The sequence below is a fragment of the Nitrincola sp. genome (genome assembly GCF_048264025.1).
Lineage (GTDB): Bacteria > Pseudomonadota > Gammaproteobacteria > Pseudomonadales > Balneatricaceae > Nitrincola.
In genome coordinates, this window is the sequence record NZ_JBLXDN010000014.1 from 40,040 (window position 1) to 64,427 (window position 24,388).

The 24,388-nt window shown below is 53.0% G+C and carries 28 protein-coding genes; 21 read left to right on the forward strand and 7 right to left on the reverse strand.

Annotated elements, in window-relative coordinates; all coding sequences use genetic code 11:
• Nucleotides 1–122: 122 nt before the first annotated feature.
• The 10 genes from glyA (at nt 123) to ribA (ending at nt 7,902) form a co-directional block, all read left to right on the forward strand.
• Nucleotides 123–1,379 carry a serine hydroxymethyltransferase gene (gene glyA, locus ACN0R1_RS11770; protein ID WP_417583054.1) on the forward strand — a complete coding sequence of 419 codons (1,257 nt, stop codon included), beginning with the start codon at nt 123–125 and terminating at the stop codon, nt 1,377–1,379.
• A 61-nt stretch (nt 1,380–1,440) separates the two neighbouring features.
• Nucleotides 1,441–1,914, forward strand: coding sequence for a transcriptional regulator NrdR (gene nrdR, locus ACN0R1_RS11775; protein ID WP_417583056.1), 474 nt, complete (start codon nt 1,441–1,443; stop codon nt 1,912–1,914).
• Nucleotides 1,914–3,032 (forward strand): bifunctional diaminohydroxyphosphoribosylaminopyrimidine deaminase/5-amino-6-(5-phosphoribosylamino)uracil reductase RibD, encoded by a 1,119-nt coding sequence (gene ribD, locus ACN0R1_RS11780; protein ID WP_417583058.1) that lies wholly within the window; start codon nt 1,914–1,916, stop codon nt 3,030–3,032. The genes nrdR and ribD overlap by 1 nt, the downstream gene beginning before the upstream one ends.
• Before the next feature lies 1 nt (nt 3,033).
• The gene (locus ACN0R1_RS11785; RefSeq protein ID WP_417583060.1) at nt 3,034–3,714 is read left to right on the forward strand and encodes a riboflavin synthase; all 681 of its coding nucleotides are present in this window, start codon (nt 3,034–3,036) and stop codon (nt 3,712–3,714) included.
• 18 nt (nt 3,715–3,732) lie between these two features.
• The gene (ribBA, locus tag ACN0R1_RS11790) at nt 3,733–4,854 is read left to right on the forward strand and encodes a bifunctional 3,4-dihydroxy-2-butanone-4-phosphate synthase/GTP cyclohydrolase II (protein ID WP_417583062.1); all 1,122 of its coding nucleotides are present in this window, start codon (nt 3,733–3,735) and stop codon (nt 4,852–4,854) included.
• Between the two features lie 13 nt (nt 4,855–4,867).
• Nucleotides 4,868–5,341, forward strand: a complete 474-nt coding sequence (gene ribE, locus ACN0R1_RS11795) for a 6,7-dimethyl-8-ribityllumazine synthase (protein WP_151053333.1) — start codon at nt 4,868–4,870, stop codon at nt 5,339–5,341.
• 5 nt (nt 5,342–5,346) lie between these two features.
• Complete coding sequence (gene nusB, locus ACN0R1_RS11800) at nt 5,347–5,823, forward strand: transcription antitermination factor NusB (RefSeq protein ID WP_417583063.1); 477 nt, start codon at nt 5,347–5,349, stop codon at nt 5,821–5,823.
• A complete protein-coding gene (thiL, locus tag ACN0R1_RS11805; protein WP_417583064.1) occupies nt 5,823–6,806 on the forward strand; it encodes a thiamine-phosphate kinase in 984 nt (327 codons plus the stop codon). The genes nusB and thiL overlap by 1 nt, the downstream gene beginning before the upstream one ends.
• Entirely contained in the window at nt 6,799–7,278 is a 480-nt protein-coding gene (locus ACN0R1_RS11810) for a phosphatidylglycerophosphatase A (RefSeq protein WP_417583065.1), read from the forward strand. The genes thiL and ACN0R1_RS11810 overlap by 8 nt, the downstream gene beginning before the upstream one ends.
• Before the next feature lie 12 nt (nt 7,279–7,290).
• Nucleotides 7,291–7,902 carry a GTP cyclohydrolase II gene (gene ribA / locus ACN0R1_RS11815; RefSeq protein WP_417583067.1) on the forward strand — a complete coding sequence of 204 codons (612 nt, stop codon included), beginning with the start codon at nt 7,291–7,293 and terminating at the stop codon, nt 7,900–7,902.
• On the opposite strand, the gene ACN0R1_RS11820 is transcribed toward ribA, so the two are convergent.
• The 3 genes from ACN0R1_RS11820 to ACN0R1_RS11830 are packed head-to-tail and all read right to left on the reverse strand — an operon-like array spanning nt 7,893 to nt 10,806.
• On the reverse strand, nt 7,893–9,674 hold the full coding sequence (locus ACN0R1_RS11820) for a 1-deoxy-D-xylulose-5-phosphate synthase (protein ID WP_417583069.1): 1,782 nt from the start codon (nt 9,672–9,674) through the stop codon (nt 7,893–7,895). The genes ribA and ACN0R1_RS11820 overlap by 10 nt on opposite strands.
• Entirely contained in the window at nt 9,674–10,564 is an 891-nt protein-coding gene (locus ACN0R1_RS11825) for a polyprenyl synthetase family protein (protein WP_417583071.1), read from the reverse strand. The genes ACN0R1_RS11820 and ACN0R1_RS11825 overlap by 1 nt, the downstream gene beginning before the upstream one ends.
• Nucleotides 10,561–10,806 carry an exodeoxyribonuclease VII small subunit gene (locus tag ACN0R1_RS11830; RefSeq protein ID WP_417583073.1) on the reverse strand — a complete coding sequence of 82 codons (246 nt, stop codon included), beginning with the start codon at nt 10,804–10,806 and terminating at the stop codon, nt 10,561–10,563. Before ACN0R1_RS11830 ends, ACN0R1_RS11825 begins: the two co-directional genes overlap by 4 nt.
• A 172-nt stretch (nt 10,807–10,978) precedes the next feature.
• On the opposite strand from ACN0R1_RS11830, the gene pomA reads away from it, so the two are divergent.
• The 5 genes from pomA (at nt 10,979) to arsS (ending at nt 15,536) form a co-directional block, all read left to right on the forward strand.
• Nucleotides 10,979–11,749, forward strand: coding sequence for a flagellar motor protein PomA (gene pomA, locus ACN0R1_RS11835; protein ID WP_417583075.1), 771 nt, complete (start codon nt 10,979–10,981; stop codon nt 11,747–11,749).
• A 6-nt stretch (nt 11,750–11,755) separates the two neighbouring features.
• Nucleotides 11,756–12,685 (forward strand): flagellar motor protein MotB, encoded by a 930-nt coding sequence (locus tag ACN0R1_RS11840; RefSeq protein WP_417583077.1) that lies wholly within the window; start codon nt 11,756–11,758, stop codon nt 12,683–12,685.
• A gap of 68 nt (nt 12,686–12,753) precedes the next feature.
• A complete protein-coding gene (locus ACN0R1_RS11845) occupies nt 12,754–14,067 on the forward strand; it encodes an ABC1 kinase family protein (RefSeq protein ID WP_417583079.1) in 1,314 nt (437 codons plus the stop codon).
• A gap of 31 nt (nt 14,068–14,098) precedes the next feature.
• On the forward strand, nt 14,099–14,488 hold the full coding sequence (locus ACN0R1_RS11850) for an acyl-CoA thioesterase (RefSeq protein ID WP_417583081.1): 390 nt from the start codon (nt 14,099–14,101) through the stop codon (nt 14,486–14,488).
• 85 nt (nt 14,489–14,573) lie between these two features.
• On the forward strand, nt 14,574–15,536 hold the full coding sequence (gene arsS, locus ACN0R1_RS11855; RefSeq protein WP_417583083.1) for an arsenosugar biosynthesis radical SAM (seleno)protein ArsS: 963 nt from the start codon (nt 14,574–14,576) through the stop codon (nt 15,534–15,536).
• 14 nt (nt 15,537–15,550) lie between these two features.
• Here arsS and mtnP read toward each other — a convergent pair whose 3' ends face one another.
• On the reverse strand, nt 15,551–16,417 hold the full coding sequence (mtnP, locus tag ACN0R1_RS11860) for an S-methyl-5'-thioadenosine phosphorylase (RefSeq protein ID WP_417583085.1): 867 nt from the start codon (nt 16,415–16,417) through the stop codon (nt 15,551–15,553).
• Between the two features lie 174 nt (nt 16,418–16,591).
• Between mtnP and ACN0R1_RS11865 the strand changes: the two genes are divergently transcribed.
• From ACN0R1_RS11865 to ACN0R1_RS11890, 6 genes are read left to right on the forward strand one after another with little or no spacing between them, the layout of a single operon-like run.
• On the forward strand, nt 16,592–17,695 hold the full coding sequence (locus tag ACN0R1_RS11865; protein ID WP_417583087.1) for an FAD-dependent oxidoreductase: 1,104 nt from the start codon (nt 16,592–16,594) through the stop codon (nt 17,693–17,695).
• Entirely contained in the window at nt 17,688–18,377 is a 690-nt protein-coding gene (locus ACN0R1_RS11870) for a TIGR04283 family arsenosugar biosynthesis glycosyltransferase (protein WP_417583089.1), read from the forward strand. The genes ACN0R1_RS11865 and ACN0R1_RS11870 overlap by 8 nt, the downstream gene beginning before the upstream one ends.
• Nucleotides 18,374–19,006, forward strand: a complete 633-nt coding sequence (locus ACN0R1_RS11875; protein WP_417583091.1) for a TIGR04282 family arsenosugar biosynthesis glycosyltransferase — start codon at nt 18,374–18,376, stop codon at nt 19,004–19,006. The genes ACN0R1_RS11870 and ACN0R1_RS11875 overlap by 4 nt, the downstream gene beginning before the upstream one ends.
• A 10-nt stretch (nt 19,007–19,016) precedes the next feature.
• Nucleotides 19,017–19,637 (forward strand): sigma-70 family RNA polymerase sigma factor, encoded by a 621-nt coding sequence (locus ACN0R1_RS11880; protein ID WP_417583093.1) that lies wholly within the window; start codon nt 19,017–19,019, stop codon nt 19,635–19,637.
• Nucleotides 19,638–19,644: 7 nt separating this feature from the next.
• Nucleotides 19,645–19,860, forward strand: coding sequence for a zf-HC2 domain-containing protein (locus ACN0R1_RS11885; protein WP_417583095.1), 216 nt, complete (start codon nt 19,645–19,647; stop codon nt 19,858–19,860).
• 3 nt (nt 19,861–19,863) lie between these two features.
• Nucleotides 19,864–20,328 (forward strand): methyltransferase family protein, encoded by a 465-nt coding sequence (locus tag ACN0R1_RS11890; protein WP_417583097.1) that lies wholly within the window; start codon nt 19,864–19,866, stop codon nt 20,326–20,328.
• 19 nt (nt 20,329–20,347) lie between these two features.
• Here the strand turns inward: ACN0R1_RS11890 and ACN0R1_RS11895 are convergent, their stop codons facing one another.
• From ACN0R1_RS11895 to ACN0R1_RS11905, 3 genes are all read right to left on the reverse strand, one after another.
• A complete protein-coding gene (locus ACN0R1_RS11895) occupies nt 20,348–21,694 on the reverse strand; it encodes a TAXI family TRAP transporter solute-binding subunit (RefSeq protein WP_417583099.1) in 1,347 nt (448 codons plus the stop codon).
• Nucleotides 21,695–21,796: 102 nt separating this feature from the next.
• On the reverse strand, nt 21,797–22,648 hold the full coding sequence (locus ACN0R1_RS11900; protein ID WP_417583101.1) for a universal stress protein: 852 nt from the start codon (nt 22,646–22,648) through the stop codon (nt 21,797–21,799).
• A gap of 13 nt (nt 22,649–22,661) precedes the next feature.
• Nucleotides 22,662–24,140, reverse strand: coding sequence for a SulP family inorganic anion transporter (locus tag ACN0R1_RS11905; RefSeq protein ID WP_417583103.1), 1,479 nt, complete (start codon nt 24,138–24,140; stop codon nt 22,662–22,664).
• Between the last annotated feature and the right edge of the window lie 248 nt (nt 24,141–24,388).

Below are 24,388 nucleotides of genomic sequence, written 5' to 3' on the forward strand. Positions count from 1 at the left end.
GAAATTCAACTAGGCATGATGCGCTTTCATGTGCGTTATGGGGTGGCTTTGTACTATAATGTGCTCCTTTTTTCGAGGTGTCCGGATTTCCGCGCCTGCTCGGTTAAATACAGAGGAAAGTCATGTTCAGCAAAACTATGTCTATTGCCGGTTTTGATCCGGAACTGTGGTCTGCCATGCAGTCAGAAGCGACTCGTCAGGAGGAGCATATCGAACTGATCGCATCAGAAAACTATACCAGTCCGCGTGTCATGCAGGCACAAGGCTCTGAACTGACCAACAAGTATGCTGAAGGCTATCCTTCCAAGCGTTATTACGGTGGTTGTGAGTACGTTGATATCGTTGAAGATCTGGCGATCGATCGGGCTAAAGCTTTGTTTGGTGCCAGCTATGCTAACGTACAGCCGCATTCCGGTTCACAGGCAAACGCCGCCGTGTTTATGGCACTGTGCAAGCCGGGTGATACCATCCTGGGTATGAGTCTGGCACACGGTGGCCACCTGACTCACGGTGCCTCTGTGTCCTTTTCTGGTCGCATCTACAATGCCGTACAGTATGGCCTGAACGAAGCCACTGGCGAGATCGACTATGATCAGGTTGAAGCGCTGGCGCTTGAGCACAAGCCACGCATGATTATTGCAGGCTTCTCTGCCTATTCACGCATTGTTGATTGGCAGCGCTTCCGTGATATCGCCGACAAGGTCGGTGCCTATTTGTTTGTTGATATGGCACACATTGCTGGCCTGGTAGCGGCCGGTGTTTATCCGTCTCCAATAGAATTGGCCGATGTTGTTACCACCACTACCCACAAAACCCTGGGTGGCCCGCGTGGCGGTTTGATTTTGTCAGCGCGTGCTGATGAAGAGTTGCAGAAAAAGCTTAACTTTGCGGTCTTCCCCGAATCTCAGGGCGGTCCGTTGATGCATGTTATTGCTGCCAAGGCTGTTTGCTTCAAAGAAGCCATGGAGCCTGAGTGGAAAGCGTATCAGGCGCAGGTGGTCAAAAATGCCCAGGCGATGGTCAAAGTCTTCCTGGATCGCGGTATAGATATCGTTTCCGGTGGCACCGAAGATCACCTGTTCCTGGTGGATCTGATCCGTAAGGACATTACCGGTAAGGATGCGGATGCCGCCCTGGGTCGCGCGTATATTACTGTGAACAAAAACTCGGTACCGAATGATCCGCGCTCTCCGTTTGTCACCTCAGGTCTGCGTATCGGTACACCGGCCGTGACCCGTCGTGGTTTTAAAGAAGCCGAAGTGGAGCAACTGGCTGGCTGGATCTGTGATATTCTTGACGATATCAATAACGAAGCCGTTATCGAGCAGGTGAAGGCACAGGTTAAAGCCATTTGTGCCCGTTTCCCTGTTTATAAGTAATCAACTCTGGCTCCGCAATGCGGGAGCCAGGCTTAACGCTCTTTAGGTTCCGAGGCAACTGATGCATTGTCCATTTTGTGGCGAACATGAAACCAAGGTTGTTGACTCCCGGCTTGTAGCCGAGGGGCAGCAGATACGGCGTCGACGTGAATGCATCAGTTGCCATGAGCGTTTCTCCACCTTTGAAGTGGCCGAGCTGCTGATGCCCAAGGTGGTCAAGAATGATGGCACCCGCCAACCTTTCGATGAAGACAAACTGCGTGCCGGTATTCAGCGAGCGCTGGAAAAGCGGCCGGTCAGTGTAGAAGAGTTCGAAGCCTGTCTGACCCGTATCAAACATCGCCTGCGTGCAACGGGTGAGCGCGAGCTCCCCTCTCGTGAAGTCGGTGAAGCGGTCATGGAAGCCCTGCATCAACTGGATCAGGTGGCCTATGTTCGCTTTGCCTCCGTCTATCGCAGTTTTCAGGATATCAATGAATTCCGCCAGGAAATCGACCGGTTGTCTTTAACTAAAAACCCCGGTGGGGACGAGTAATGGCGTCTGCTGACGATCATCAGTTTATGGCGCGTGCCCTGCAATTGGCTGCTCGTGGTCTGTACAGCACTCATCCCAACCCGCGTGTCGGTTGTGTGTTGGTGCGTGATGGTCAAATTGTTGGTGAAGCCTGGCATCAGCGTGCCGGTCAGCCGCATGCTGAACCCTTGGCGCTACTCCAGGCTGGCAGTCAGGCGCAAGGGGCAACGGCTTATGTCACTCTGGAGCCCTGTAGTCACTTTGGCCGTACACCACCCTGTGCTGATGCGCTGATCGCCGCCGGTGTAAGTCGTGTCGTCGTTGCCATGCAGGATCCGAACCCGCTGGTGGCGGGGCAGGGCTTGCAGCGGTTGCAGCAAGCGGGCATCGACGTTACCAGTGGCCTGATGGAAGCTCAGGCCCAACTGATCAATCCGGGCTTTATTACCCGTATGCAGTCAGGCCTGCCCTTTGTGCGGATAAAGTTGGCGATGAGTCTGGATGGCCGTACCGCCATGCAAAGTGGTGAGTCTCAGTGGATCACCGGGCCTGAGGCGCGTGCTGATGTACAGCGCTTGCGTGCACGTAGTTCCGCTATTATCAGTGGTATCGAGTCGGTACTGCTGGATGATCCGCAACTGACTGTGCGTGATCTCAGCCTGCTGGGCGAAGAGGGTCTGCTATGCCAGCCGTTACGTGTGGTATTGGACTCGCAATTGCGTATACCCTTGTCAGCCAAACTTCTGGCTACAGAGGGTCCGGTGATGATCGTAACGACTGAAATGGCTGACACCAGTAAGCTCAAAGCACTGCAGGATTTAGGTGTCGAGCTACTGCCCTTGTCACTGCGTGACGGGCAACTTGATCTTGAAGCGCTGCTGAGGCATCTGGCGCAGGCACATCAGTGTAATGAAGTATTGGTAGAAACGGGTGCCCGACTGGCTGGCAGCTTTGTGGCGCAGCAACGGGTCGATGAAATGGTAATTTATATGGCGCCGACCTTGCTTGGCAGTGATGCTCGCCCATTGATTGACCTGCCGTTAACCCAGATGTCACAACAGCGGCGTCTGCACATGACCGATCTGCGCCAGTTTGGACAGGATATACGTATGACTCTGCAGCCAGTAACGGAGAGCTGAAATGTTTACAGGTATAATTGAAGCCGTCGGTGAAGTCGCTGATATCCACATGAAAGATGGCGATATGCAGTTGACCTTGCGCACCGGGAAACTCGCGCTCAGTGATGTTAAACTGGGCGATAGTATTGCGGTCAATGGTGTGTGTCTGACAGCGGTACAGTTACCCGGTGATGGTTTTGTCGCCGATGTGTCACGCGAAACCCTGGCGCATACCCGCTTTGAGTCGTTGAAAGTTGGCGAGCCGGTGAATCTGGAAAAAGCGCTGATGCCGACCAGTCGTCTGGGTGGGCATCTGGTCAGTGGTCATGTAGATGGCCTGGGTGAAGTGGTTGAGCGTCATGATGATGCCCGCTCGATACGTTTCACCTTGAAGGCACCGGCTGAGCTGAGCCGTTACATTGCCCATAAGGGCTCCATTACTGTTGATGGTGTCAGCCTGACAGTGAATGCGGTGAAGGGCGATAGCTTTGAGCTGAATATCGTCCCGCACACCGCGCAGGAAACCATTATGGAACACTACCAGAGCGGCCGACAGGTACATCTGGAAGTGGATTTAATTGCGCGCTATCTGGAGCGCTTACTCACCGGTTCAGTAACCAGTGAGGGTTATGCACAGCCCAGCATCAGCGAAGGTGTCAGCCTGGAAAAGTTGGCAGAATACGGTTTTATGAGTCGCAGATAAGTATCCGGAGAGTAAACCATGGAGCTGAATAGCCCCGAAGAACTGATTGAAGATATCCGCCAGGGTAAAATGGTTATCCTGATGGATGATGAAGACCGTGAGAACGAAGGTGATCTGGTTATCGCGGCGGAAAAAGTCCGTGCTGAAGATATCAACTTTATGGCTACCCATGCCCGCGGTTTGATCTGTCTGACGCTGACGCGTGAGCACTGTGAACAACTTAAGCTGCCATTGATGGTCAGAAGTAATGGTGCCCAGTTTTCTACCAACTTCACCCTGTCTATCGAAGCGGCCAGTGGTGTAACGACTGGTATTTCAGCGGCTGATCGTGCCCATACCGTGCGTACCGCCGTCAAAGCCGATGCCAGGCCTGAAGATATCGTTCAACCTGGGCATATTTTTCCATTGATGGCGCAGCCCGGTGGTGTGCTAAGTCGAGCGGGTCATACGGAAGCGGGTTGTGACCTGCCGCGTTTGGCTGGACTGATTCCGGCATCAGCCATCGTTGAGGTGATGAATGATGATGGCAGTATGGCGCGTCGTGCGGATCTGGAAAAGTTTGCGGCCCGCCATGGACTTAAAATCGGTACTATTGCCGATCTGATCCATTACCGCACACTGAACGAACATACCATCAGCCGTGAAGCGGAAGGTGAGTTGCCTACTGAATACGGTACCTTCCGCTATGTTACCTACCGGGACGAGATCAAAAACTGTACGCACCTGGCTTTGATTAAAGGTGATATTCAGGCTGACGATCCAACCCTGGTACGTGTGCATATCCGTTCCGAAGTGTTGCGCGATGTGGTGGGCGCGATCACCAGTGAAGAGAAAAAGTGGACCATGCGTCGTGCCTTACGTCGTGTGTCCGAAGAAGATAAGGGCGTAGTCTTGTTACTTGATGGTGGCCACCGTATCGATCTGGGTGATGCCGTCGATCAGATACTCAACGGCAGTCAAGCGCGCTCTAAAGTCAATGTCAGTGCGTCAGGTGCTTATCTGACGGTTGGCACCGGTTCACAGATTCTGCGGGATCTGGGTGTCGGAAAAATGCGCTTGATGAGTGCACCGATGAAATTTAATGCGATTTCTGGCTTTGATCTGGAAATTGAAGAATATATTCCCTACCAGGACGAATAACGGAAACTTACTTATGTCAGTAAAAACCTATGAAGGCGACTTTGTCAGCGCCGATGGAAAATATGCGATCGTTGTCGGTCGCTTCAATGCGTTTGTTGTTGAAAGCCTGCTTGAGGGCGCGCTGGATACCCTGAAACGCCATGGTGTCAGTGACGATAACATTCGTATTATTCGTGTACCTGGTGCCTTTGAGATCCCTCTGGCGGTGAAGAAAATTGCCGGTCAGAAGTGTGATGACGCCATTATCGCACTGGGTGCGGTCATTCGTGGCGGTACACCCCATTTTGAATATGTGTCTGCCGAAAGCTCCAAAGGCATAGCACAGGTGATGATGGACTTCGATCTTCCGGTTGCCAATGGCATTCTGACGGTCAATAGTATTGAACAGGCGGTCGAGCGTTCCGGTACCAAAGCGGGCAACAAGGGTGCGGAAGCAGCCATGTCAGCGCTGGAAATGGTCAGCCTGATGCGTCGCCTAGAGGCTTGATAGAAATGACTGATACACCCGGCCCAGAAAAAAAACGTAAGCTGTCGCGCACCGAAATGCGCCGCAATGCGCGGAGTTATACCCTGCAAGCGCTGTATCAATGGCAGATGGCGGCGCAGCCAGTGAATGAAATTGAAGCGCAGTTTCGCGTCAATAATGACATGGCGGATACCGATGTTGCCCTGTTCGGTGAGCTGTTGCGTGGCGTAACGGCCAGAGCCAGAGCCCTGGATGATGCCTATTCGCTGTTCCTGGATCGTTCAGTGGACGACCTGGACCCGGTGGAACTGGCAGTGCTCAGAATCGGCGCTTATGAATTGATTGAACGCCTTGAAGTACCCTATCGGGTGGCCATCAATGAAAGTGTTGAGCTGGCAAAAATCTTTGGCGCCACAGAAAGCCACCGTTACGTGAATGGTGTGCTGGACAAGCTGGCACATAAAGTACGTGCCGCTGAAGTTATGGCAAAACGTGGGCGTTAATGGGCGAATTTGAGCTGATCCAGCGTTACTTCGCTCGTAATCAACCAACCTCCAGTGCGGTGAGGCTGGGGATCGGTGACGATGCCGCCTTGCTGCAACTGCCGCTGGGCGAGTTGCTGGTGGTGTCGGTGGATACCATGGTAGCGGGCACCCACTTTCTCGCTGATACCCCGGCGGACCTGATTGCGCAGCGGGCGCTAGGTGCGGCGGTGAGTGATCTGGCGGCTATGGGTGCCAGACCGCTTTGGTATACCCTGGCACTAACTCTGCCCGATGTATCAGAAAGCTGGATGGAAGCCTTTGCCCTGGCGTTGGCGCAGCGTTCTGCTGAGTTGGGCATCATTCTGGTAGGCGGCGACACAACCCGTGGACCCCTGTCACTGACGCTAACTGTGCAGGGGTCGGTTCAGCCGGACCTGGCCTTGCAGCGCAAGGGCGCACAGGTTGATGACATTATTGCCGTCACCGGCACACTGGGTGATAGTCGGGCTGGGTTAGAAAGCTTGTTACATCCACAAAAAGCGGCGATGGCTGATCTTGACTGGTTGAGACAACGTTTCTATCGTCCTGAACCGCGTTTGCAGTTAGCGCAGCAACTGGCGCCCCTGGCGCACTGTGCTATCGATATCTCGGATGGCCTGATGGCTGATCTGGGGCATCTTCTGCAAGCCAGTCAGTTGGGCGCGGAGCTGGAGCTCACAGCACTGCCGTTATCAGCGGCATTGAAAAATTTCAGTCAGGATCAGCAGCGCTTGCGCGACTGGGCTTTGACTGGTGGTGAAGATTTTGAGTTATGCCTGACTTTACCAGCGGCTCACTGGGCACAGGCGCAGTCACTGGCGGCCAATCTAGACATTCCACTCACCGCTATCGGTCGCATTATTGCAGCGCCAACCCTGTGTCTGCTGGAGGATGGCCAGCCAGTACCTGCCAACCAAGTACGTCAGGGTGGTTATGATCATTTCAGGAGAACGCATGACTGAAAAAACGCCTGCTTCTGTTTGGAGCAATCCGGTACACTTTGCTGCTTTTGGCTTCGGCAGTGGTGCCGCGCCCGTGGCTCCAGGAACGTTTGGAACCCTGGCCGCAGTTCCGTTATGGCTGTTTCTGGCCCCCTTGTCGACCGATGCTTATTTGCTGGCACTGATCGTAGCCTTTGTCATCGGTGTCTGGTTGTGTGATCAGACCTCAGCCGATATCGGCGTGCATGATCACGGTGGTATTGTCTGGGATGAGTTTGTCGGTCTCTGGATTGCTTTGTTTGCTGTACCGCTACACTGGTTCTGGGTGTTGCTGGGTTTTGCCCTGTTCCGTCTGTTTGATATCTGGAAGCCTTGGCCGATTGGCTGGGTGGATAGGCGTGTCAGTGGCGGTATGGGCATTATGCTGGACGATGTGATTGCTGGCGTTTATGCGCTGGTGATCATTCAGTGTTTACTTTATTTTTTCTACTAACAGGTACTGATCTTGTCTGTTGAGTTTGTTGCGGATTCCAAGCTACCGACCCCTTGGGGCACTTTTACCATGGTGGGGTTTGAAGATACGGCTACCGGTAAAGAGCATGTTGCTCTGGTGTGTGGCGATGTTAGCGGTGATACGCCGGTGCTGGCGCGCATGCACTCTGAGTGTCTGACCGGTGACTCCTTGTTCAGTCTGCGCTGTGACTGTGGTTTTCAGCTACAGGAAGCCTTGCGCCGTATCTCTGAAGAAGGTCGTGGTGTACTACTGTATTTACGTCAGGAAGGTCGGGGTATTGGCCTGCTGAACAAAATCAAGGCGTATCATTTGCAGGATCAGGGTGCCGATACCGTTGAAGCGAATGAGCAACTGGGGTTTGCTGCCGATATGCGCGATTACAGTATCTGCTTGCCGATGCTGAAACACTTGGGCATCAACACGGTGCGTCTGATGACCAATAACCCGCGCAAAGTGAAGGCCCTGGAAGCCGCTGGTGTTACTGTGGCTGAGCGAGTGCCGCTACAGGTGGGCAAAAACTTTCATAATGAAGGTTATTTGCAGACCAAGATGGGCAAGCTCGGGCACATGATGCAGGATGAGCACTTCCGCGATCAGGACTGATGCGTTAAACGTTTCTCTATCGCCGCCTGTATCCCTTCACTATCTAATCCACACAGAGCCAGTTGTTCATCACGGCTGGCATGCTCTATCCAACGATCCGGGATGCCCAGCATCAGCAAAGGATTATTGCGCCTCTCGGTATGTAACCACTCACTGACCGCCGTTCCCGCTCCGCCTGCAATGGCGTGATCTTCCAGTGTGACAATTAACTGATGAGTGTCTGCCAGACTGGCCAGTTGCTGGGTATCCAGCGGTTTGACGCAGCGCATATCGACCAGTGTCAGGTTGAGCGTTTCGGCAACACGCAGGGCGTGATTCAGCAGTGGGCCAAAATTAAGCAGCAGAGTTTGCTTGCCCTGTCGCAGTAGCTGGGCTCTCGGTAAGGCTACTGGCGCGGCCAGGTCATTGAGCTGGACCGTTTCACTGCCTCTGGGGTAGCGCACGGCTACCGGGCCGGGCGTGTCGTAGGCATAGTCCAGCATGCGTTGCAGTTCGGCATGACAAGAGGGCGTCAGTATCTGTAATCCGGGTAAACAGCGTAAAAAGGCGATATCAAAGCAACCGGCATGGGTAGCGCCATCTTCACCGACTAGCCCGGCGCGGTCGATAGCCAATACAACATCCAGTTTTTGTATGGCAATATCGTGTATCAGTTGATCATAGCCACGTTGAAGAAAAGTAGAATAAATAGCGACCACCGGTTTCATGCCACCTATGGCCAGACCGCCAGCCAGGGTCAGCGCATGCTGTTCGGCGATGGCAACATCGAAGTAACGGTCCGGATGCTGCTGCGAAAAAGCGATCAGATCAGAGCCTTCGCGCATGGCTGGTGTAATGGCACAGAGGCGGTTATCTACGGCGGCTTTGTCGACCAGCCATTGTCCGAACACGTTGCAATAACGCAGACGCCGACCAGTCGGTGGCTGATGCAAGGGTTCAATTTTAGTGATGGCATGAAATCCGACCGGGTCGGCTTCAGCTGGCGCATAGCCCTTGCCCTTGCGAGTGATGATATGCAAAAACTGCGGCCCTGACCGATTCAGTGCTTGTTGAAGTGCTGGCAGTAGTTGCTCAAAATCGTGACCATCAACAGGTCCTGTGTATTCAAAGGCCAGCGCTTCAAACAGCGCGGCAGTTGTGGCTCCAGCCAGACGGTTGCGCAGGTTATTGGCCAGGTAGGTTGCCAACCCGCCTTCGTTGCGGGAGATCGACATGTCATTGTCATTTAGAATAACCAGTAGATCAGCACCTGTGTGTCCGGCATGATTCAGCGCTTCAAAGGCCATGCCAGCTGTCATCGCACCATCACCTATAACCGCTACACTTTTATGCGGCTGTTGTTGCAGTCGAGCGGCTAAGGCCATTCCCAGAGCGGCACTGATGGAGGTGCTTGAATGTCCGGTACCAAAACAGTCGTAAAGGCTTTCATCGCGTTTGGGAAAGGGTGCCAGGCCAGCTTGCTGGCGCATGCTCAGCATTTGCTGTTTGCGACCGGTAAGGATTTTATGTGGGTAGCATTGATGCCCCACATCCCAGATCAAGCTGTCTTCCGGGGTGTTGAGCAGGTAGTGCAGTGCGATAGTCAGTTCGGTGACCCCTAAGCCTGCACCAAAATGTCCGCCAGTTTGCCCCACACTGTAAAGTAGCCAGTGACGTAATTCTTCTGCCAATACCGGCAGTTGTTCACTAGACAAGCGGCGCAGATCAGCCGGTGACTGAATCTGGTCCAGTAAAGGGGTCGTGGGTGGCGTATCGGGCAGTTTATCCAGCATTAGTAGCTACGTCGTACAATATAATCAGCCAGTTGCAGCAACGGCCTGGCCCTGTCAGCACCAAGTGGCTTTAGGGCGGCTTCTGCCTGATGTAACAACTGCTCTAAGAGCGCTTTACAGGGTTCCAGTCCGAGTAGGGCCGGATAGGTAGGCTTGTTGCGTGCCAGGTCAGAGCCACTGGGCTTGCCGAGGGTGTCAGTATCGGCTTCGATATCCAACAGGTCGTCTTTAACTTGAAAAGCCAAGCCTATATGCTGACCAAACTGTCGTAGAGCAGTGAGTTGTTCGGGTTTTTTGCTATTTGCGGCCAGTGCCCCGAGTTCCAGTGCTGCGGTAATCAGTGCACCGGTTTTTAGCGCATGCATCTGTTGCAGGGCTTCCAGGGATAAGGGTTTGCCGACATGGCTGAGGTCGAAGGCTTGCCCTTGCACCATGCCACGCTCGCCAGCGGCACGGCTCAAACACTGTATCATTGCCAGTTGCTGTGCCGGTTGATATCTGTCTCCTGGCTGGCTGAGGAGTTCGAAGGCGCTGGTCAGCAGCGCATCACCAGCGAGTATGGCCGTGGCTTCATCGAAGGCAATATGGCAAGTAGGTTTGCCCCGGCGCAATTCATCGTTATCCATGGCCGGCAGGTCGTCATGCACCAGTGAATAGCTGTGCACCATCTCTATAGCTGCTGCAGGCAAGTCAGCCTGCTCGGCGCTACCGCCACAGAAGTCGCAGGCCAGATACACCAGTACCGGTCGGATGCGTTTACCGCCATTAAGCAGACTGTAGAGCATCGCTTGTTGTAGTGGTGGGTGAATGCTGTCCTGATGTGCCAGGCAGTCTTGCAGCACCTGCTGGTTACGTAATGCCAGCGCTTTCAGTTGTTGCTCAAGCTTCAAGAGTTACTCTCATGGGATTCAAAAGGAACTGCTTTAATCTCACCGGCTTCTTCAGTCAGCAATTTTACTTTCTGTTCGGCCTGTTCAAGTGTCTGTTGGCACTGGCGGGTCAGGCGTATACCTTCTTCAAAGGCCTGCAAGGATTCTTCAATGCTGAGTTTGCCTTCTTCCATCTGGCTGACCAGGGCTTCCAGGCGTTGCATTGAAGTTTCAAAACTGTGCTTGTCGTCGGTATCAGACATGGGAGTCAACCTTTGTGAAATAACGCTGCAACTTACCCAACCTGGGTCATCGGGTCAATCCGAGTTTAACAGGAAATACTGAAATATCGGGTGAACAAGTGTATAAATCTGCTATTATCAGCACGAAAAGCAGTGAGATAAAGGCTTAGCTGCCGTACTTTGAGGTCTGTTCGTGGATATAGCAACAATCGTAGGTATTATCGGCGCCTTCGCGATCGTCATCATGGCGATGGTCTTGGGAGGGGATTTAGGGATCTTTATTAACCCACCTTCTATGTTGATTGTATTTGGTGGTAGTTTGTTTGTGGTACTGATCAAGTTTACCCTGGCGCAATTTCTGGCGGCAGGTAAAGTCGCCGCTAAGGCATTCATGTTCAAGGCTGTTAATCCTGAAGATATTATCGCTGAAACAGTCGACATGGCTGATGCCGCACGTAAAGGTGGGCTCTTGTCACTGGAGGATAAGCAGGTTTCCAGTGATTTTATGCAGCGTGGTATTCAACTGCTGGTGGATGGGCATGATCCTGAGGTGGTAAAGCAGTTGCTCAATAAAGAAGCCAGACTGACCTATGATCGCCATGATTTTGGTGCCAGAATCTTTGCCGCGTTGGGGGATGTGGGTCCCGCTATGGGGATGATTGGAACCTTGATCGGCCTGGTGGCGATGCTATCCAATATGGATGACCCTAAAGCCATAGGTCCGGCAATGGCCGTTGCGTTGCTGACCACGCTGTACGGTGCAGTGATGGCTAATATGCTTTGTATCCCAATATCTGACAAACTGAATCTGCGTCGCGATCAGGAGGCACTTAATAACTCACTGATCATCGATGGTCTGCTGGCTATTCAAGCTGGACAAAACCCACGGGTCATTGATCAGATGCTGCGTAATTACCTACCGGAGAAAAAACGTTTTGCCAATGCTGAGAAAGCTGAAGGATAAGCGTTTATGAGTGCCGAGGAAGAATGCAACTGTAAACCCTGTAAGCCTGGTTTGCCTGCCTGGTTGGCTACCTTTGGCGACCTGATGTCGCTGCTGATGTGTTTCTTTGTACTCTTGCTGTCCTTTTCAGAAATGGATGTGCTGCGGTTTAAGCAGTTGGCCGGATCTATGCGTGAAGCCTTTGGCGTGCAAGCGCAGATTAAGGTTGAGGATATTCCCAAAGGTACGTCAATCATTGCGCAGGAGTTCAGCCCAGGCCGTCCTGAACCGACCCCATTGAATGAAGTGCGTCAGATGACCACTGTTGTCGAGTTGCATACCTTGGATGTGCGCTCAATGGAAGGCGAAGCTGTGGTGCATGATCGCGAGTCTGCGGTAGATCAACAGCAGCAACAAGAACAGCTAGAGCAAGCACGGCAGGATGCTATAACCTTCTCCATGGCGCTCACCACCGAGATAGGCGAAGGTGCCGTTGAGATCGAAACAGATGGCACTAAAGTGATTATCCGCCTGAGAGAGCAGGGCTCGTTTGCGCGGGGTTCAGCTTATGTCGAGGATGACTATATTCCAGTATTGGCAAAAATCAGGGACGTATTGATCACCATACCGGGAGCCGTGGCAATAGAAGGCCATACCGATTCCATCCCTTATACAGGACAGGAGTTCGCTTCGAACTGGGATCTTTCAGCCGCGCGTGCGCTGGCTGTTGCCCACGAGCTGTTTGCCGACCGGCGCGTGAATGAATCCCGCTTTACTGTTTCAGGTCATGCTTCAAGCAGGGCGCGTGTACCGAATGACTCTGAGGCAAACCGTGCCCGAAATCGTCGCGTGGAAATCATCATTGAGCGCGGTCAGGACGAGCAAGCGGTGCCTATCCAGACTCGACCTGAGGGTGATACCGAAGGCGAGCGGCTGACCCCTAACGATATTTTCTAATCACTCTTCGCTTCGAAATGTGAGCTGAAACGCCCTGTTGCACGTACCGCAGTGAAAAGGAGCAGGCCGTGACAAAAACACACCAACGAGCGGTACCGGCAGGGCGAATCTCACGCATGGCACACATGGGCGGTCTGGCAACGCGCCTGGCGGGCGGTATGTTGGCAGAGGGCGCCCGCCAGATGGCCTCGGGTAAACGTCCATCTTCCCGTGATTTGCTGATGACACCGGCTAATGTTCGCCGAGTAGCCGATAAGCTTTCACACCTGCGTGGTGCAGCGATGAAAATTGGGCAACTGTTGTCAATGGATGCCGGTGACCTGCTTCCTCCTGAACTGTCTGAGCTGTTATCGGTATTGCGTGCTGGCGCAAACCCCATGCCCATGCTGCAACTGGCGACAATCATGGAAACCTCTATGGGTGAGGATTGGCAGTCACATTTCAGTCAGTTTGGCTTCACTCCGGTTGCGGCGGCATCTATCGGGCAGGTACATAAAGCGCTGGATCATCAGGGTCAGGCCCTGGCGCTGAAAATACAGTATCCTGGCATACGTCAGAGCATCGATTCAGATGTGGATAATGTCATTACCCTGCTGAAAATGTCCCGGCTGCTACCCGCTGGCGTCATTGCGGATGAGTTGATTGACGAAGCCAAAGCTCAGTTGCATGCGGAGGCAGACTATCATCTGGAAGCACAACACCTGCAGGCCTATAAAGCGCTGCTGGCGGATGATCCTAGTTTCCGAGTACCGCAATGCTATACGGAACTTTGCAGTGAAAACCTGCTGGTGATGTCATTTGAGCAGGGTGTTGCAGTTGAGTCTCTGACGGCTTATTCACTAGCGGAGCGTAATCGCTGTGCCGGGCTGTTATTGCAGCTGCTGTTTCGTGAGCTGTTCGAGTTCGGTCGCGTTCAGACAGATCCCAATTTTGCCAACTTCCTCTATGACCCTGATAACGGCCAACTGGTATTGCTGGATTTTGGTGCTACACGTCTTTATTCCCCTGCACTTGTAATGGCCTACCGTCAGCTTTTTCATGCCGGGCTAAACCAGGATCGTCAGCAGTTATTGGAGGCAGCTACGCAGATCGGCTATTTTAGTGAGCAGGTCACTGCTTCGCAGCAACAAGCGGTGCTGGCACTCTTCGAGTTAGCCTTGGAGCCCTTGCGTTCGGATAGGTATGACTTTGCAGCCACAGATCTGGCGCGGCGCATAAAAGATCAGGGTATGGCGTTGAGTATGCGTGAAGGCTACTGGCATTCTCCTCCCGTCGATGCGCTATTTTTGCATCGTAAGTTGGCCGGGCTGTATCTGTTATTTGCCCGTCTCGGTGTTTCTTTAGCATGTCGTGATATACTCCGACCTTGGTTAACAAACTGATTATTCAAGGCACCTATTTAAGGAATTATCCATGTTTACACAGACAATCACGCCCGCTTTTTACGATACCGATGGTCTGGGGCATATCAATAACACCCGTGTGCCGCAGTGGTTTGAAGGGGCCAGGAACGAACTCTTTCGAATTTTCACTCCCGATCTGGATATGAAAAAATGGCAACTGATACTGGCACGCATTGAGGTGGATTTTGTGGGTGAACTGTTTTATGGCAAGGATGTCGAAATTCGTACTACAGTCAGCCGCATCGGTAGCAGCTCCTTCAGCGTACATCAGGAAGCCTGGCAGCAGGGTGTGCTTGGTGCCAAAGGTGAAGCTGTGATGGTACGCTATGATTTTGCCGCTGCTAAAGCGTTACCCCTTAGTGATGAGCAAAAAACCGCCCTGGAACTTCATCAGGCATAAATCAGTGGGCAGAGTGTAAGGAATCCAATCCTGTTACGACTAGGGGGTTAACCAGTCACTGCAACACACGATTCAGGATAAGGTTATGAAAGATACTCTGCCACTATTGATAGCAACAGATTTTCGTCCGCTAGAGCGTGAAGGATTGGCTGTACTGCAGGCGAATATTACCCTCAAGTGCAACCAATCCTGCTTTCACTGTCATGTTGCCTCCAGTCCCAAACGCACTGAAATGATGAGCGATGAGGCATTGGAGCTGCTACTGCAAATGCTCGATCAACACCCGGAGATACATACGCTGGATATTACTGGCGGTGCACCTGAACTGCATCCACGGTTTCAGTGGCTGGTCAGACAGGCGCGTCAGCGCGGTGTAACGGTGATTGATCGTTGTAATCTCACTATCTTGTCCGAACCTGGTTTTGAGAGCATGGCGGCCTTTTTGGCTGAGCAGCAGGTCGATATTGTCGCCTCCTTGCCCTGCTATTCAGCCGACAATGTTAACGCGCAGCGCGGAGATGGGGTCTTCGATGCCAGTATTGCCGGGCTAAAGCAGCTAAATGCATTGGGCTATGGCGTAGACGGCACCGGCCTGACGTTGAATCTGGTGTATAACCCTTTGGGTCCGGCTTTGCCGCCCTCGCAGGTTGATCTGCAAGCGGCTTATAAGCGCGAGTTGAAGGTGCATTTCGGCATAGAGTTTAATCAGCTGTTTACCCTGGCGAATATGCCGATTCAGCGCTTTGGCAGTACCCTGATCAGTAAGGGTCAGTTCGACAGCTATATGCAGCTATTGAAGGATAACTTCAACGCCGCAACGCTACCTGATCTGATGTGTCGCAATACCCTGTCAATGGATTACTTAGGGCAGGTGTATGATTGCGATTTTAACCAGCAGCTTAAATTGCATGCCGGCAGCTCAGTTGAGCCCCGGCATTTACGTGATTACCTGGATCTGGACCTGAAAGGCCTGCCAATCAAAGTGGCAGACCATTGTTATGGCTGTACCGCCGGACAGGGTAGCAGTTGCGGTGGTGCGCTATCCTAACAGTTGGATGGCGGTTATTTTAACAACAGGCTGATCCGCTCACAGGTTGCACTATCCATCGCCTCCAGCGGTGTCACCAGACCGCTGGCCAATGCACTGTGGGCAATAGATTCCGGCCAGGTTTGTGCCAGCTGTTTAATCGCGGCCAGGGCAATTTTTTGTGCTGTCTGTGCATTTTTCATCAGATTGCCGATGGCATAATCAGCACTGACATGGGGCTCTTTAGGGTGCCAGCAGTCATAGTCTGTCACCATACCCAAGGAGGCATAGGCTATTTGTGCTTCCCGCGCCAGACGCGCTTCCGGCATGTTGGTCATACCGATAATCCCCGCCCCCATACTTCGGTACCAGTGAGATTCTGCCTGGGTAGAGAACTGTGGCCCTTCTATACAGATATAGGTTTTATGCTGGTGCAGTTTGACCGCATCGTCGCCTTGCAGTTGCTGCACGGCATCGGCGAGCAGGCTGGTCAGGGCGGGGCAGACGGGTTGAGACAGGGCGACATGGGCCACGGCTCCGGCGCCAAAAAAACTATTCGGTCGTTGCCGGGTCATATCGATATATTGATCCGGCAGTACCATATCCAGCGGTGCAATCTCCTCACTCAGGGAGCCTACTGCTGAAAAGGAGATCAGGTAGCGCACGCCCAGCTGTTTCATCGCATAAATATTGGCCTGATAGGGGACTTCGCCCGGCAGTAGCCGGTGCCCTCGTCCGTGGCGTGCCAGAAAAACCACCGGGATGCCCTGTATCCGGCCACTCACTAGGCTGTCTGAAGGAGCACCATACGGGGTGCTGAGCTGGTGTTCCTGACGATCTTCAAGGTCTGGCATATCGTACAAGCCACTACCGCCAAGAATGCCGATTTTTATGTCTGTCATACTGTTATCCTAATACACTGCGTGCGTCATCAAGTCTGCACAAGGGGTTTGAGGCAGATACTTAGACTGAGTCGAAGCCAAGTGTTAAAACTTACACCAGCTGTGTAAGGAAACCCAGTTGAATCCGACTTAAGTGTAAATAGAATCAACGAAAACAGGGCCATAGGAGTTGCCGTGCCAAAACGCCTTATCCTACTCGGGGGTGGTCATGCTCATTTGCGGGTACTTAAACATTTAATTGAGCATAAGCCCGCTGAATTAGAAGTGCTGTTGGTGTCGCCATCTCCCTGGCAATACTATTCAGGCATGCTGCCTGGGTTGCTGGCCGGTGATTATGCGTTGCAGGATTGCCGTGTGGATTTGGCCAGTATAGCCCGACGTGCCGGTGTGTCACTGATTATAGCCGCCGTAGAGCACTGGGATGCGCCGCAGCGCTTGCTGGACCTTAGCGATGGCCGATCACTGAGTTATGACTTGCTGTCGGTCAATACCGGCAGTGAAACACAGCTTGGCGAACTGCAGGCGGTAGGCGATGTGTTGTTACCCATCAAGCCGCTGGACCACTTTTATCAACGCTGTCAGCAGCTGTTTGATGCCTATGCTCCAGGTGATACAGCGACAGTGGCTGTGGTGGGCGGTGGTGCGGCGGGTGCTGAAATCGCCATGGCGGTGCAGCAGGCATTGCAAACGCGCAGTTTGTGTGCAGATACTCTATTAATCACTGGGAAGTGTGGCGTATTAGCCGGGCATGCAAACGCGGTGAAGCGTCGACTGCGGCAGTTGCTCCAGCATAAGGGTATTGAGGTGATCGCCTCGCGTGCCCGTGCGATCGAGCCGGGCAGGCTAGAGGTGGGCGACAAACAACTGAGGGTGGATCTGCTGATTGCTACAACGGGTGCACGCGCCCCCGACTGGTTAAAGCCAGCAGGTGTGTCTCTGGCCAAAGATGGTTTTATTGCGGTGAATGCCTGCCAGCAAAGCCTGTCACACCCTGAAGTGTTTGCCGTTGGTGATGTCGCCAGTCGCGTGGACAAACCGCTGGACAAATCCGGTGTCCATGCCGTTAAAGCGGGTGGGGTGTTGTGCCATAATCTGCTGGCCGCCGCTAAGGCACAAACACTGAAACCCTATAAGCCCCGTCCGGTCAGTCTGTACCTGCTAAATACCGCTGATGGCAAGGCGCTGCTTTCCTGGGGGCCTTTAACGGCTCAGGGGGCTTGGGTGCTTAAATGGAAGCACTGGTTGGATAGCACATTTATCAGGGAATTTAATGAATAAGCCTGCCGATATTTCGATTATTGTGCCTATCCTGAATGAGTCAGAGACGATTGGGCGTGAGCTGCCACGGCTACAGCAGTTGAGTCAGCAAGGCTGTGAATTGATCTTTGTCGATGGTGGCAGTCGGGATGATTCAGTAGCACAGCTAAGTGCCACAGGAATGCGTGTAGTGCACTCAGCCCCTGGGCGGGCCAAACAAATGAATCTGGGAGCCGGTCTGGCGACTACCGAGCGGTTGTTATTCTTACATGTCGATACCCGTCTGCCGGATCAGGCTCCGGCCCTGATCTGTACCGCGTTGAGCAAAGATCAGAGCGGTCAATGGGGACGATTTGATGTCAGCATTGAAGGTCAGCACCCAATGCTCAAGTGTGTGAGCTGGATGATGAATCTACGCTCCCGGCTGACCGGAATGGCTACCGGGGATCAGGCAGTGTTTATCCGCCGTGACCTGTTTAATCGGGTAGGTGGTTTTCCACAGCAACCCTTAATGGAAGACATTGAGATCAGTCGGCGCTTGAAGCAACAGGCTCGTCCTGTCTGTCTCAAAGCCAAGGTGCAGACGTCCGGGCGGCGCTGGGAACAGCAGGGCGTTTGGCGCACAATACTGCTGATGTGGCGGCTACGCTTTGCCTACTGGCGCGGTGTGCCCGCCGAGCAACTGGCCAGGTTATATCGATGAACACACGTATCGTGATTTTTGCCAAAGCCCCACGGCCAGGTCAGGTCAAAACCCGTTTGATTCCAGCGCTGGGGGCTGAAGGCGCCGCCCGGCTAGCGGGTTATCTGCTCAACTCGACTGTTAAAGAAGCCTTACAAAGTCAGGCGGATAGCGTGGAACTCTGTGCATCCCCCAGTGTTAACGATCCTGCCTGGGATGGGGTTAGTCTTCCCGAGGGTGTCAGATTGAGTGCACAAGGAAGCGGTGATCTGGGTGAGCGTATGGCAGGGGCCGTTCAACGTGTATTGCATCAGGGGGAGCAGGTCATTCTGATTGGTACGGACTGTCCGGGTTTAACCCACCAGCGCTTGAACCAGGCGATAGCAGCGTTACAGACCCAGCGTGCAGTGATGTTTGAAGCACTGGATGGCGGTTATACCCTGCTGGGGTTGCAGGCGTTTGATCCTTCATTGTTTCGGCAGATTGATTGGAGTACCGAAAAAGTCAGTGCGCAAACCCAGCTGGCTTTTTCCAAGTTAGGCTGGCAATGTAAGGTTTTGGGACAGCTAGCGGATATTGACCGGCCAGAGGATCTGCGCTGGTTACCATCTGCCTGGCTGGCTGAAGTCAAAGCGCCTATAAATAAGTGATCTTCAAGCTATGTCTGAGCCAGACACACACAGCCCGACGGCTGAAGCCAATGGGGTAAATACACAGGATACGGCCGACCTGAATCGACGTTTGGGTAATTTGCGGCCCAGACTACTGGCGTTTGCCCGTTTACAGCTGAGTGATCGGGACATGGCTGAAGATGTGACTCAGGAAGCTATCACCGCCGCATGGCAGGGGCTGGCAGAGTTTCGTGGCGAATCGCAATTTGAAACCTGGGTATTTGGCATACTGCGCTTCAAAATTATTGATGAGATTCGCCGTAAGAAAGCCTTCAAGCCGATGAGTTTTGATGAGGCAAGTCTTGCGGATATTGATGGCTTTTTTAAAACCAGTGAAACCTGGAGCAAGGCCAGTGCACCTGCAAGCTGGAGTGAGCCTGATCAAGTGCTGGAGCAGGATCAGTTCTGGCAGGTGTTTGATATTTGTGTGTTTCATTTGCCGGAAAATACCGCCAGGGTGTATTCCCTGCGCGAGATGATCGGTCTGGATACACAGGAAATCTGTGATTTGTTGCAGATCAGTGAACAGAACTGCTGGGTGATTCTGCATCGGGCCCGCCTGAAGCTGCGTGCCTGCCTGGAGAATGGCTGGTTCCTGAAAACGAGGTAATGAACCAATGAAATCGATGCGCTCCTGTAAGCACGCAACTGAGTTGATGTCCCAGCAATATGATCGCAGCCTGAAAAGACCTGAGCGTTTCTGGTTAGCCGCGCATTTGATGCTGTGTTATCACTGCCGGCGTTGCCATCAGCAATTCAGCCTGCTGGAACAATCCTGCCAGGCGCGGCGTGAGCAGATGGAACAGAGCCCTAAAGGCAAACAGGATGCGTGATCTATGCGTAACCGCCTGAAAACCCTGATTCCACCACCCGTCTATCTGCTGAGCTTTGCCGCGTTGATGTGGCTGATGAGTACTTACGTCCCACTCTATCATTGGCTGGATATGCCCTGGCGCTATGCCGGTCTGTTGTTGATTTTTCTGGCTGGACTTTCCGATCTCTGGTCACTGAGTTTGTTTCTGAAGCTCCATACCACCCCCAACCCCATGCGACCTGGTGCGGCGACACACCTGGTGACCACCGGGTTGTATCGCTACTCACGTAATCCTATGTACTTAGGCATGCTGGTGATGCTGATCGGCTGGTGGATCTGGCTGGGCAGCCTGACTCCAGTATTGCTGCTACCGGTGTTTATCTATCTGCTGGTAAAAATGCAGGTTGAACCGGAAGAGGAAGCACTTGAAGCTCACTTTGGTGATCGCTATCGGGAATATAAGAGCAGCGTTCGTCGCTGGCTTTAAATGCCTGTAATCGCAAATGTCAGGACGCCGCCGCTATACGCTCTTCCAGGCGGCTGCGAATATAGGCGACATGCAAGCGCAGGTTGTAGAACTCTTCCATGTAGGATAGTGGCACTACGGTATCGGCGACGTCATTTTCAAAGTTTCGCACCAGTTCCAGATCACTTTGCAATAGCGTCAGGGGGACGTCCGGCTTGGCCAGATCGTCATCAATAATGCGCAGTTTCTTATACCAGCGGTAGATGCGGCGGCGAATACGCCAGCGGAAAGCTGGGGGTGCCATACGCATCAGTGGAATCATGATCGCGAGTAGCGGAATGATCAGAATCGCCAGTCGGTCGACGAGTGACGCGAGCCAGAAGGGCAGATGACGTTGGAGTATATTGGGGCCGCGATCCAGGTAGTATTCGGCATCTGATGAGATGGTGAGATCAGTTTGCTCCAGTGATGGGAAACGATTGTTATCAGCAATCAGATTGATACGACTCTGGTCCTGTTTGGCAGCTTCAATCAGCAGTTGCACCATCGAGCGATGCACATCATTGCGGATGGCGATATAGGTGGCTGGCGCGATGAGTTGGATATCAGTTGCAGGTAGATTGGCGTTTAGATCGACAACACCCTGATACAGGGTGACGCCCGTCAGGTAGGGTAGGCGACGCGCCAGTGCCTGAGCGCGAGAAAAATTCATCACTTGCAGTGATGGATCAGAGAGTAACTCCATCATTAACGGCGCGTCGGGTGCCATAACAAAGGCAGCGGCATCAATTTCCCCTGCTTGTAATAGCGCCATCGCTTGTTGTCCGCCGTGCTCCAGTAACAAGTCATTATCGAGTGCTATATCCAGCAGTCCCGCTTCGTCTAGCAGGGCTGTAACCAGTTTGCGGGTGCCGCTACCTTCACCGCCTATGGCTACCTTCAGACCGCTGAGTTGGTCCAGGCGCGCGAGTTCTTGTGTATCTGACAGATTGACCGCATCCGGTCGGTAAAATACAAACAGCGGTTCCAGCGCCACGCTGACCACCGCTTGAAGTGGCAGGTCTTCGTCTTCAGGCAGCGTGCCACTCTGCACCAGCGCCGCATCCACTTCACCACTGAGCAGACGTTGCCAGTTATCTACCGAACCGGCGGTGTTGACCAGTTCCAGCTCAAAGCCACTGTCAGCAAAGGATTCGGCGTAGCGCTGCCCGGTTTGTTCGTAAGCACCGCCACTGCCACCAGTGGCTAGACTGAAACGGCTCGGCGGAGCAGGTTCAACGAATTGCCAGGCGATATAGAAAAACACCGCACCCAGCAGAATGAAGGGAATCAGTACGCGGATCGAGTCACTGATCAGGGCAAAGAACAGACGCAGGTTTCTGGGCATTGGTTCGCTTTCCTTGTGGCTAACCCTTGAACTTTACCATGCTCAGTGATCAGCGCAATCGCTAGCGTACTTCAGCCCAGTATCAATAACCTGTGGTCAGTCTCAGCGCAACAAGAGTACAGGGATCTGGCTGTTCTGCAGCAGCTTGGTGGTGGTACTGCCAACCAGAAACTGACGTATGCGGGAGTGGCCGTAAGCACCCATCACCAGCAGGTCAATATTCAGTTCTTTCACGGTAGCATTGATCACCTTGTCGACATCACCGGCACGAATTTCCTGAGTCACGTCAAATCCGGCTTTTTCCAGTTTGCTGGCGGCGGCTTTGAGTTCTTCGCGCAGGGTGTTGGTGTCCGCGCCTATGGTCAGCAGCGTACAGGGAATGCCTTTGAATAAGGGGCTGCTGGCGACCATGTCGACAACTTTTTTGGTGGTGGCGCTGCCGTCATAGGCGATCAGGAAGCGTTCCGGTACCCTGAAGTCACCCATGGTGATCAGCATCGGACGGTGCATTGTCCGGATAACGCTTTCCAGGTGGGTGCCAATATGTGATGCACTGTTTTCGTGGCTACCTTCACGGCCCATGACCAGCAGGCGAATATCACCTTCTTGATCAGACAAACTCTCAATCAGGTCGCCATGCAGTTGCAGGGTTTCGGCTGTGTTTATGCCAGCGTCAGTGACGCGTTGCTTGGCGTCCTGCAGCATCAGGCGACCTTGCTCCTTGATGATTTTTGAACGCTGTTCATCCAGTTGCGAAAGTTCATCCAGCAGGTGTTCCCGCGTTCCCAGGCCGATATTGCCGCTCAGGTTAGCCTTGGCTGGTTTATCTGCTTTTTCAAGGATATGCAGGATCACCAGAGGCGCCTGCATTTGCTGGCTGGACCAGGCGGCATAATCGCAAACGGTTTCAGCCGTATGGTTAAAAGTGTCGATACACGCGATTACTTTGCTCATTATGTCTTCCTTATTAGTGGCTCATCAGCTTATCGACAGCATCGGGCTTATCATGCACACCAAAGCGGTCAACGATGGTGGCGCTGGCTTCATTCATACCGATGATTTCCACTTCTATGCCTTCGCGACGAAACTTAATCACGACCTTATCCAGTGCGGCAACGCCGGTAATGTCCCAAAAATGTGCGCGGCTGAGATCAATCACCACCTTATCAAGATCCTCTTTGAAGTTAAAGGATTCGGTGAACTGGTCAGATGAGCTGAAGAATACCTGTCCCACCACGGTGTAAACGCGAGTGGTTTGTTCTTTAAGTTCTGATCCAACATACATAAACTTGCCCACTTTGTTGGCAAAGTTGATCGCGGCAATCAGTACCCCGACGAACACCCCATAGGCCAGGTTATGTGTGGCAACGACGACAACGACTGTGGCAACCATAACAACATTGGTCGACATAGGGTGTTTTTTCAGATCTTTGATCGACGTCCAGCTAAAAGTACCTATAGATACCATGATCATTACCGCCACCAGTGCGGCCATGGGGATCTGGCCGATCCAGTCACTCAGGAATACCACCATAAACAGCAGGAAAACACCGGCGGTCATTGTTGATAGCCGTCCGCGACCGCCTGATTTAATGTTGATAATAGATTGGCCAATCATCGCACAGCCGGCCATACCACCCATCAGACCCGCACCAATGTTGGCAATCCCTTGGCCTTTGCATTCACGGTTCTTGTCACTTTTAGTATCGGTCAGATCATCGACAATGGTTGCGGTCATCAGTGATTCGAGCAGACCCACTACAGCAAGCGCTGCGGAGTAGGGGAGGATGATCCACAGGGTTTCCAGATTCAGGGGCACATCGGGCCAGAGGAAGATCGGCAGGGTATCAGGTAGCTCGCCCATGTCGCTGACAGTACGGATATCCAGATCGAGTAGTAAATAAAGGCCTGTCAGCACCAGAATGCAGACCAGCGGCGAAGGGATGGTTTTATTGATGTAAGGGAAGAGATAAATAATGGCCAGGCCGCCCGCTGTCATGGCATAGACATGCCAGCTGACATTGGTCAGTTCGGGTAACTGCGCCATAAAGATCAGAATTGCCAGCGCGTTTACAAAGCCGGTAACTACTGAACGGGAAACAAAGCGCATCAGACTGCCGAGTTTTATGTAACCGGCAATAATTTGTAATACACCGGTCAGCAGGGTGGCGGCCAACAGGTACTCCAGACCATGATCACGTACCAGTGTGACCATCAGCAACGCCATGGCGCCGGTCGCGGCAGAGATCATACCGGGACGGCCGCCTACAATAGCGATAATCACGGCAATGCAGAAGGAAGCATACAGGCCCACACGCGGGTCAACGCCAGCGATAATGGAGAAAGCGATAGCTTCGGGGATCAGGGCCAGGGCAACCACTATGCCTGCCAGCAGGTCACCACGAATATTACCAAGCCAGTCTTGGCGCGTCGAAGAAAAAAGCATAGAACATTCCGTTTAGTCAGTTAACGTAGTGGCTGAAATCCTGGCGGAGTCAGCGTCATTATAAGAATAGGTTGATCAGATCAATGCAAAGGCCATGCCCGGCTGTGCTGCTGCAGGATGGCTAAATGGGGGGGCAGACTAACATGGCATTGTTACAGCACTGGGTAGTGCAGGTGTTAGTCGCGCGGTGAGCGCTAGGGCGGACTCATGATCAGAAACAAAATGGTATCCCGATAGGTGTGGGTTAC

Coding starts and splice junctions, on each gene's coding strand:
- ribD (WP_417583058.1), top strand. CDS start 1,914: ATGGCGTCTGCTGACGATCATCAGTTTATGGCGCGTGCCCTGCAATTG.
- ACN0R1_RS11895 (WP_417583099.1), bottom strand. CDS start 21,694: ATGCCCAGAAACCTGCGTCTGTTCTTTGCCCTGATCAGTGACTCGATC.
- ACN0R1_RS11810 (WP_417583065.1), top strand. CDS start 6,799: ATGACTGAAAAAACGCCTGCTTCTGTTTGGAGCAATCCGGTACACTTT.
- ACN0R1_RS11885 (WP_417583095.1), top strand. CDS start 19,645: ATGAAATCGATGCGCTCCTGTAAGCACGCAACTGAGTTGATGTCCCAG.
- ACN0R1_RS11820 (WP_417583069.1), bottom strand. CDS start 9,674: ATGCTGGATAAACTGCCCGATACGCCACCCACGACCCCTTTACTGGAC.
- ACN0R1_RS11830 (WP_417583073.1), bottom strand. CDS start 10,806: ATGTCTGATACCGACGACAAGCACAGTTTTGAAACTTCAATGCAACGC.
- nusB (WP_417583063.1), top strand. CDS start 5,347: ATGACTGATACACCCGGCCCAGAAAAAAAACGTAAGCTGTCGCGCACC.
- ACN0R1_RS11785 (WP_417583060.1), top strand. CDS start 3,034: ATGTTTACAGGTATAATTGAAGCCGTCGGTGAAGTCGCTGATATCCAC.
- glyA (WP_417583054.1), top strand. CDS start 123: ATGTTCAGCAAAACTATGTCTATTGCCGGTTTTGATCCGGAACTGTGG.
- ribE (WP_151053333.1), top strand. CDS start 4,868: ATGTCAGTAAAAACCTATGAAGGCGACTTTGTCAGCGCCGATGGAAAA.
- arsS (WP_417583083.1), top strand. CDS start 14,574: ATGAAAGATACTCTGCCACTATTGATAGCAACAGATTTTCGTCCGCTA.
- ribBA (WP_417583062.1), top strand. CDS start 3,733: ATGGAGCTGAATAGCCCCGAAGAACTGATTGAAGATATCCGCCAGGGT.
- ACN0R1_RS11840 (WP_417583077.1), top strand. CDS start 11,756: ATGAGTGCCGAGGAAGAATGCAACTGTAAACCCTGTAAGCCTGGTTTG.
- ACN0R1_RS11880 (WP_417583093.1), top strand. CDS start 19,017: ATGTCTGAGCCAGACACACACAGCCCGACGGCTGAAGCCAATGGGGTA.
- ACN0R1_RS11870 (WP_417583089.1), top strand. CDS start 17,688: ATGAATAAGCCTGCCGATATTTCGATTATTGTGCCTATCCTGAATGAG.
- mtnP (WP_417583085.1), bottom strand. CDS start 16,417: ATGACAGACATAAAAATCGGCATTCTTGGCGGTAGTGGCTTGTACGAT.
- ACN0R1_RS11875 (WP_417583091.1), top strand. CDS start 18,374: ATGAACACACGTATCGTGATTTTTGCCAAAGCCCCACGGCCAGGTCAG.
- ACN0R1_RS11905 (WP_417583103.1), bottom strand. CDS start 24,140: ATGCTTTTTTCTTCGACGCGCCAAGACTGGCTTGGTAATATTCGTGGT.
- ACN0R1_RS11890 (WP_417583097.1), top strand. CDS start 19,864: ATGCGTAACCGCCTGAAAACCCTGATTCCACCACCCGTCTATCTGCTG.
- ACN0R1_RS11900 (WP_417583101.1), bottom strand. CDS start 22,648: ATGAGCAAAGTAATCGCGTGTATCGACACTTTTAACCATACGGCTGAA.
- thiL (WP_417583064.1), top strand. CDS start 5,823: ATGGGCGAATTTGAGCTGATCCAGCGTTACTTCGCTCGTAATCAACCA.
- nrdR (WP_417583056.1), top strand. CDS start 1,441: ATGCATTGTCCATTTTGTGGCGAACATGAAACCAAGGTTGTTGACTCC.
- ACN0R1_RS11850 (WP_417583081.1), top strand. CDS start 14,099: ATGTTTACACAGACAATCACGCCCGCTTTTTACGATACCGATGGTCTG.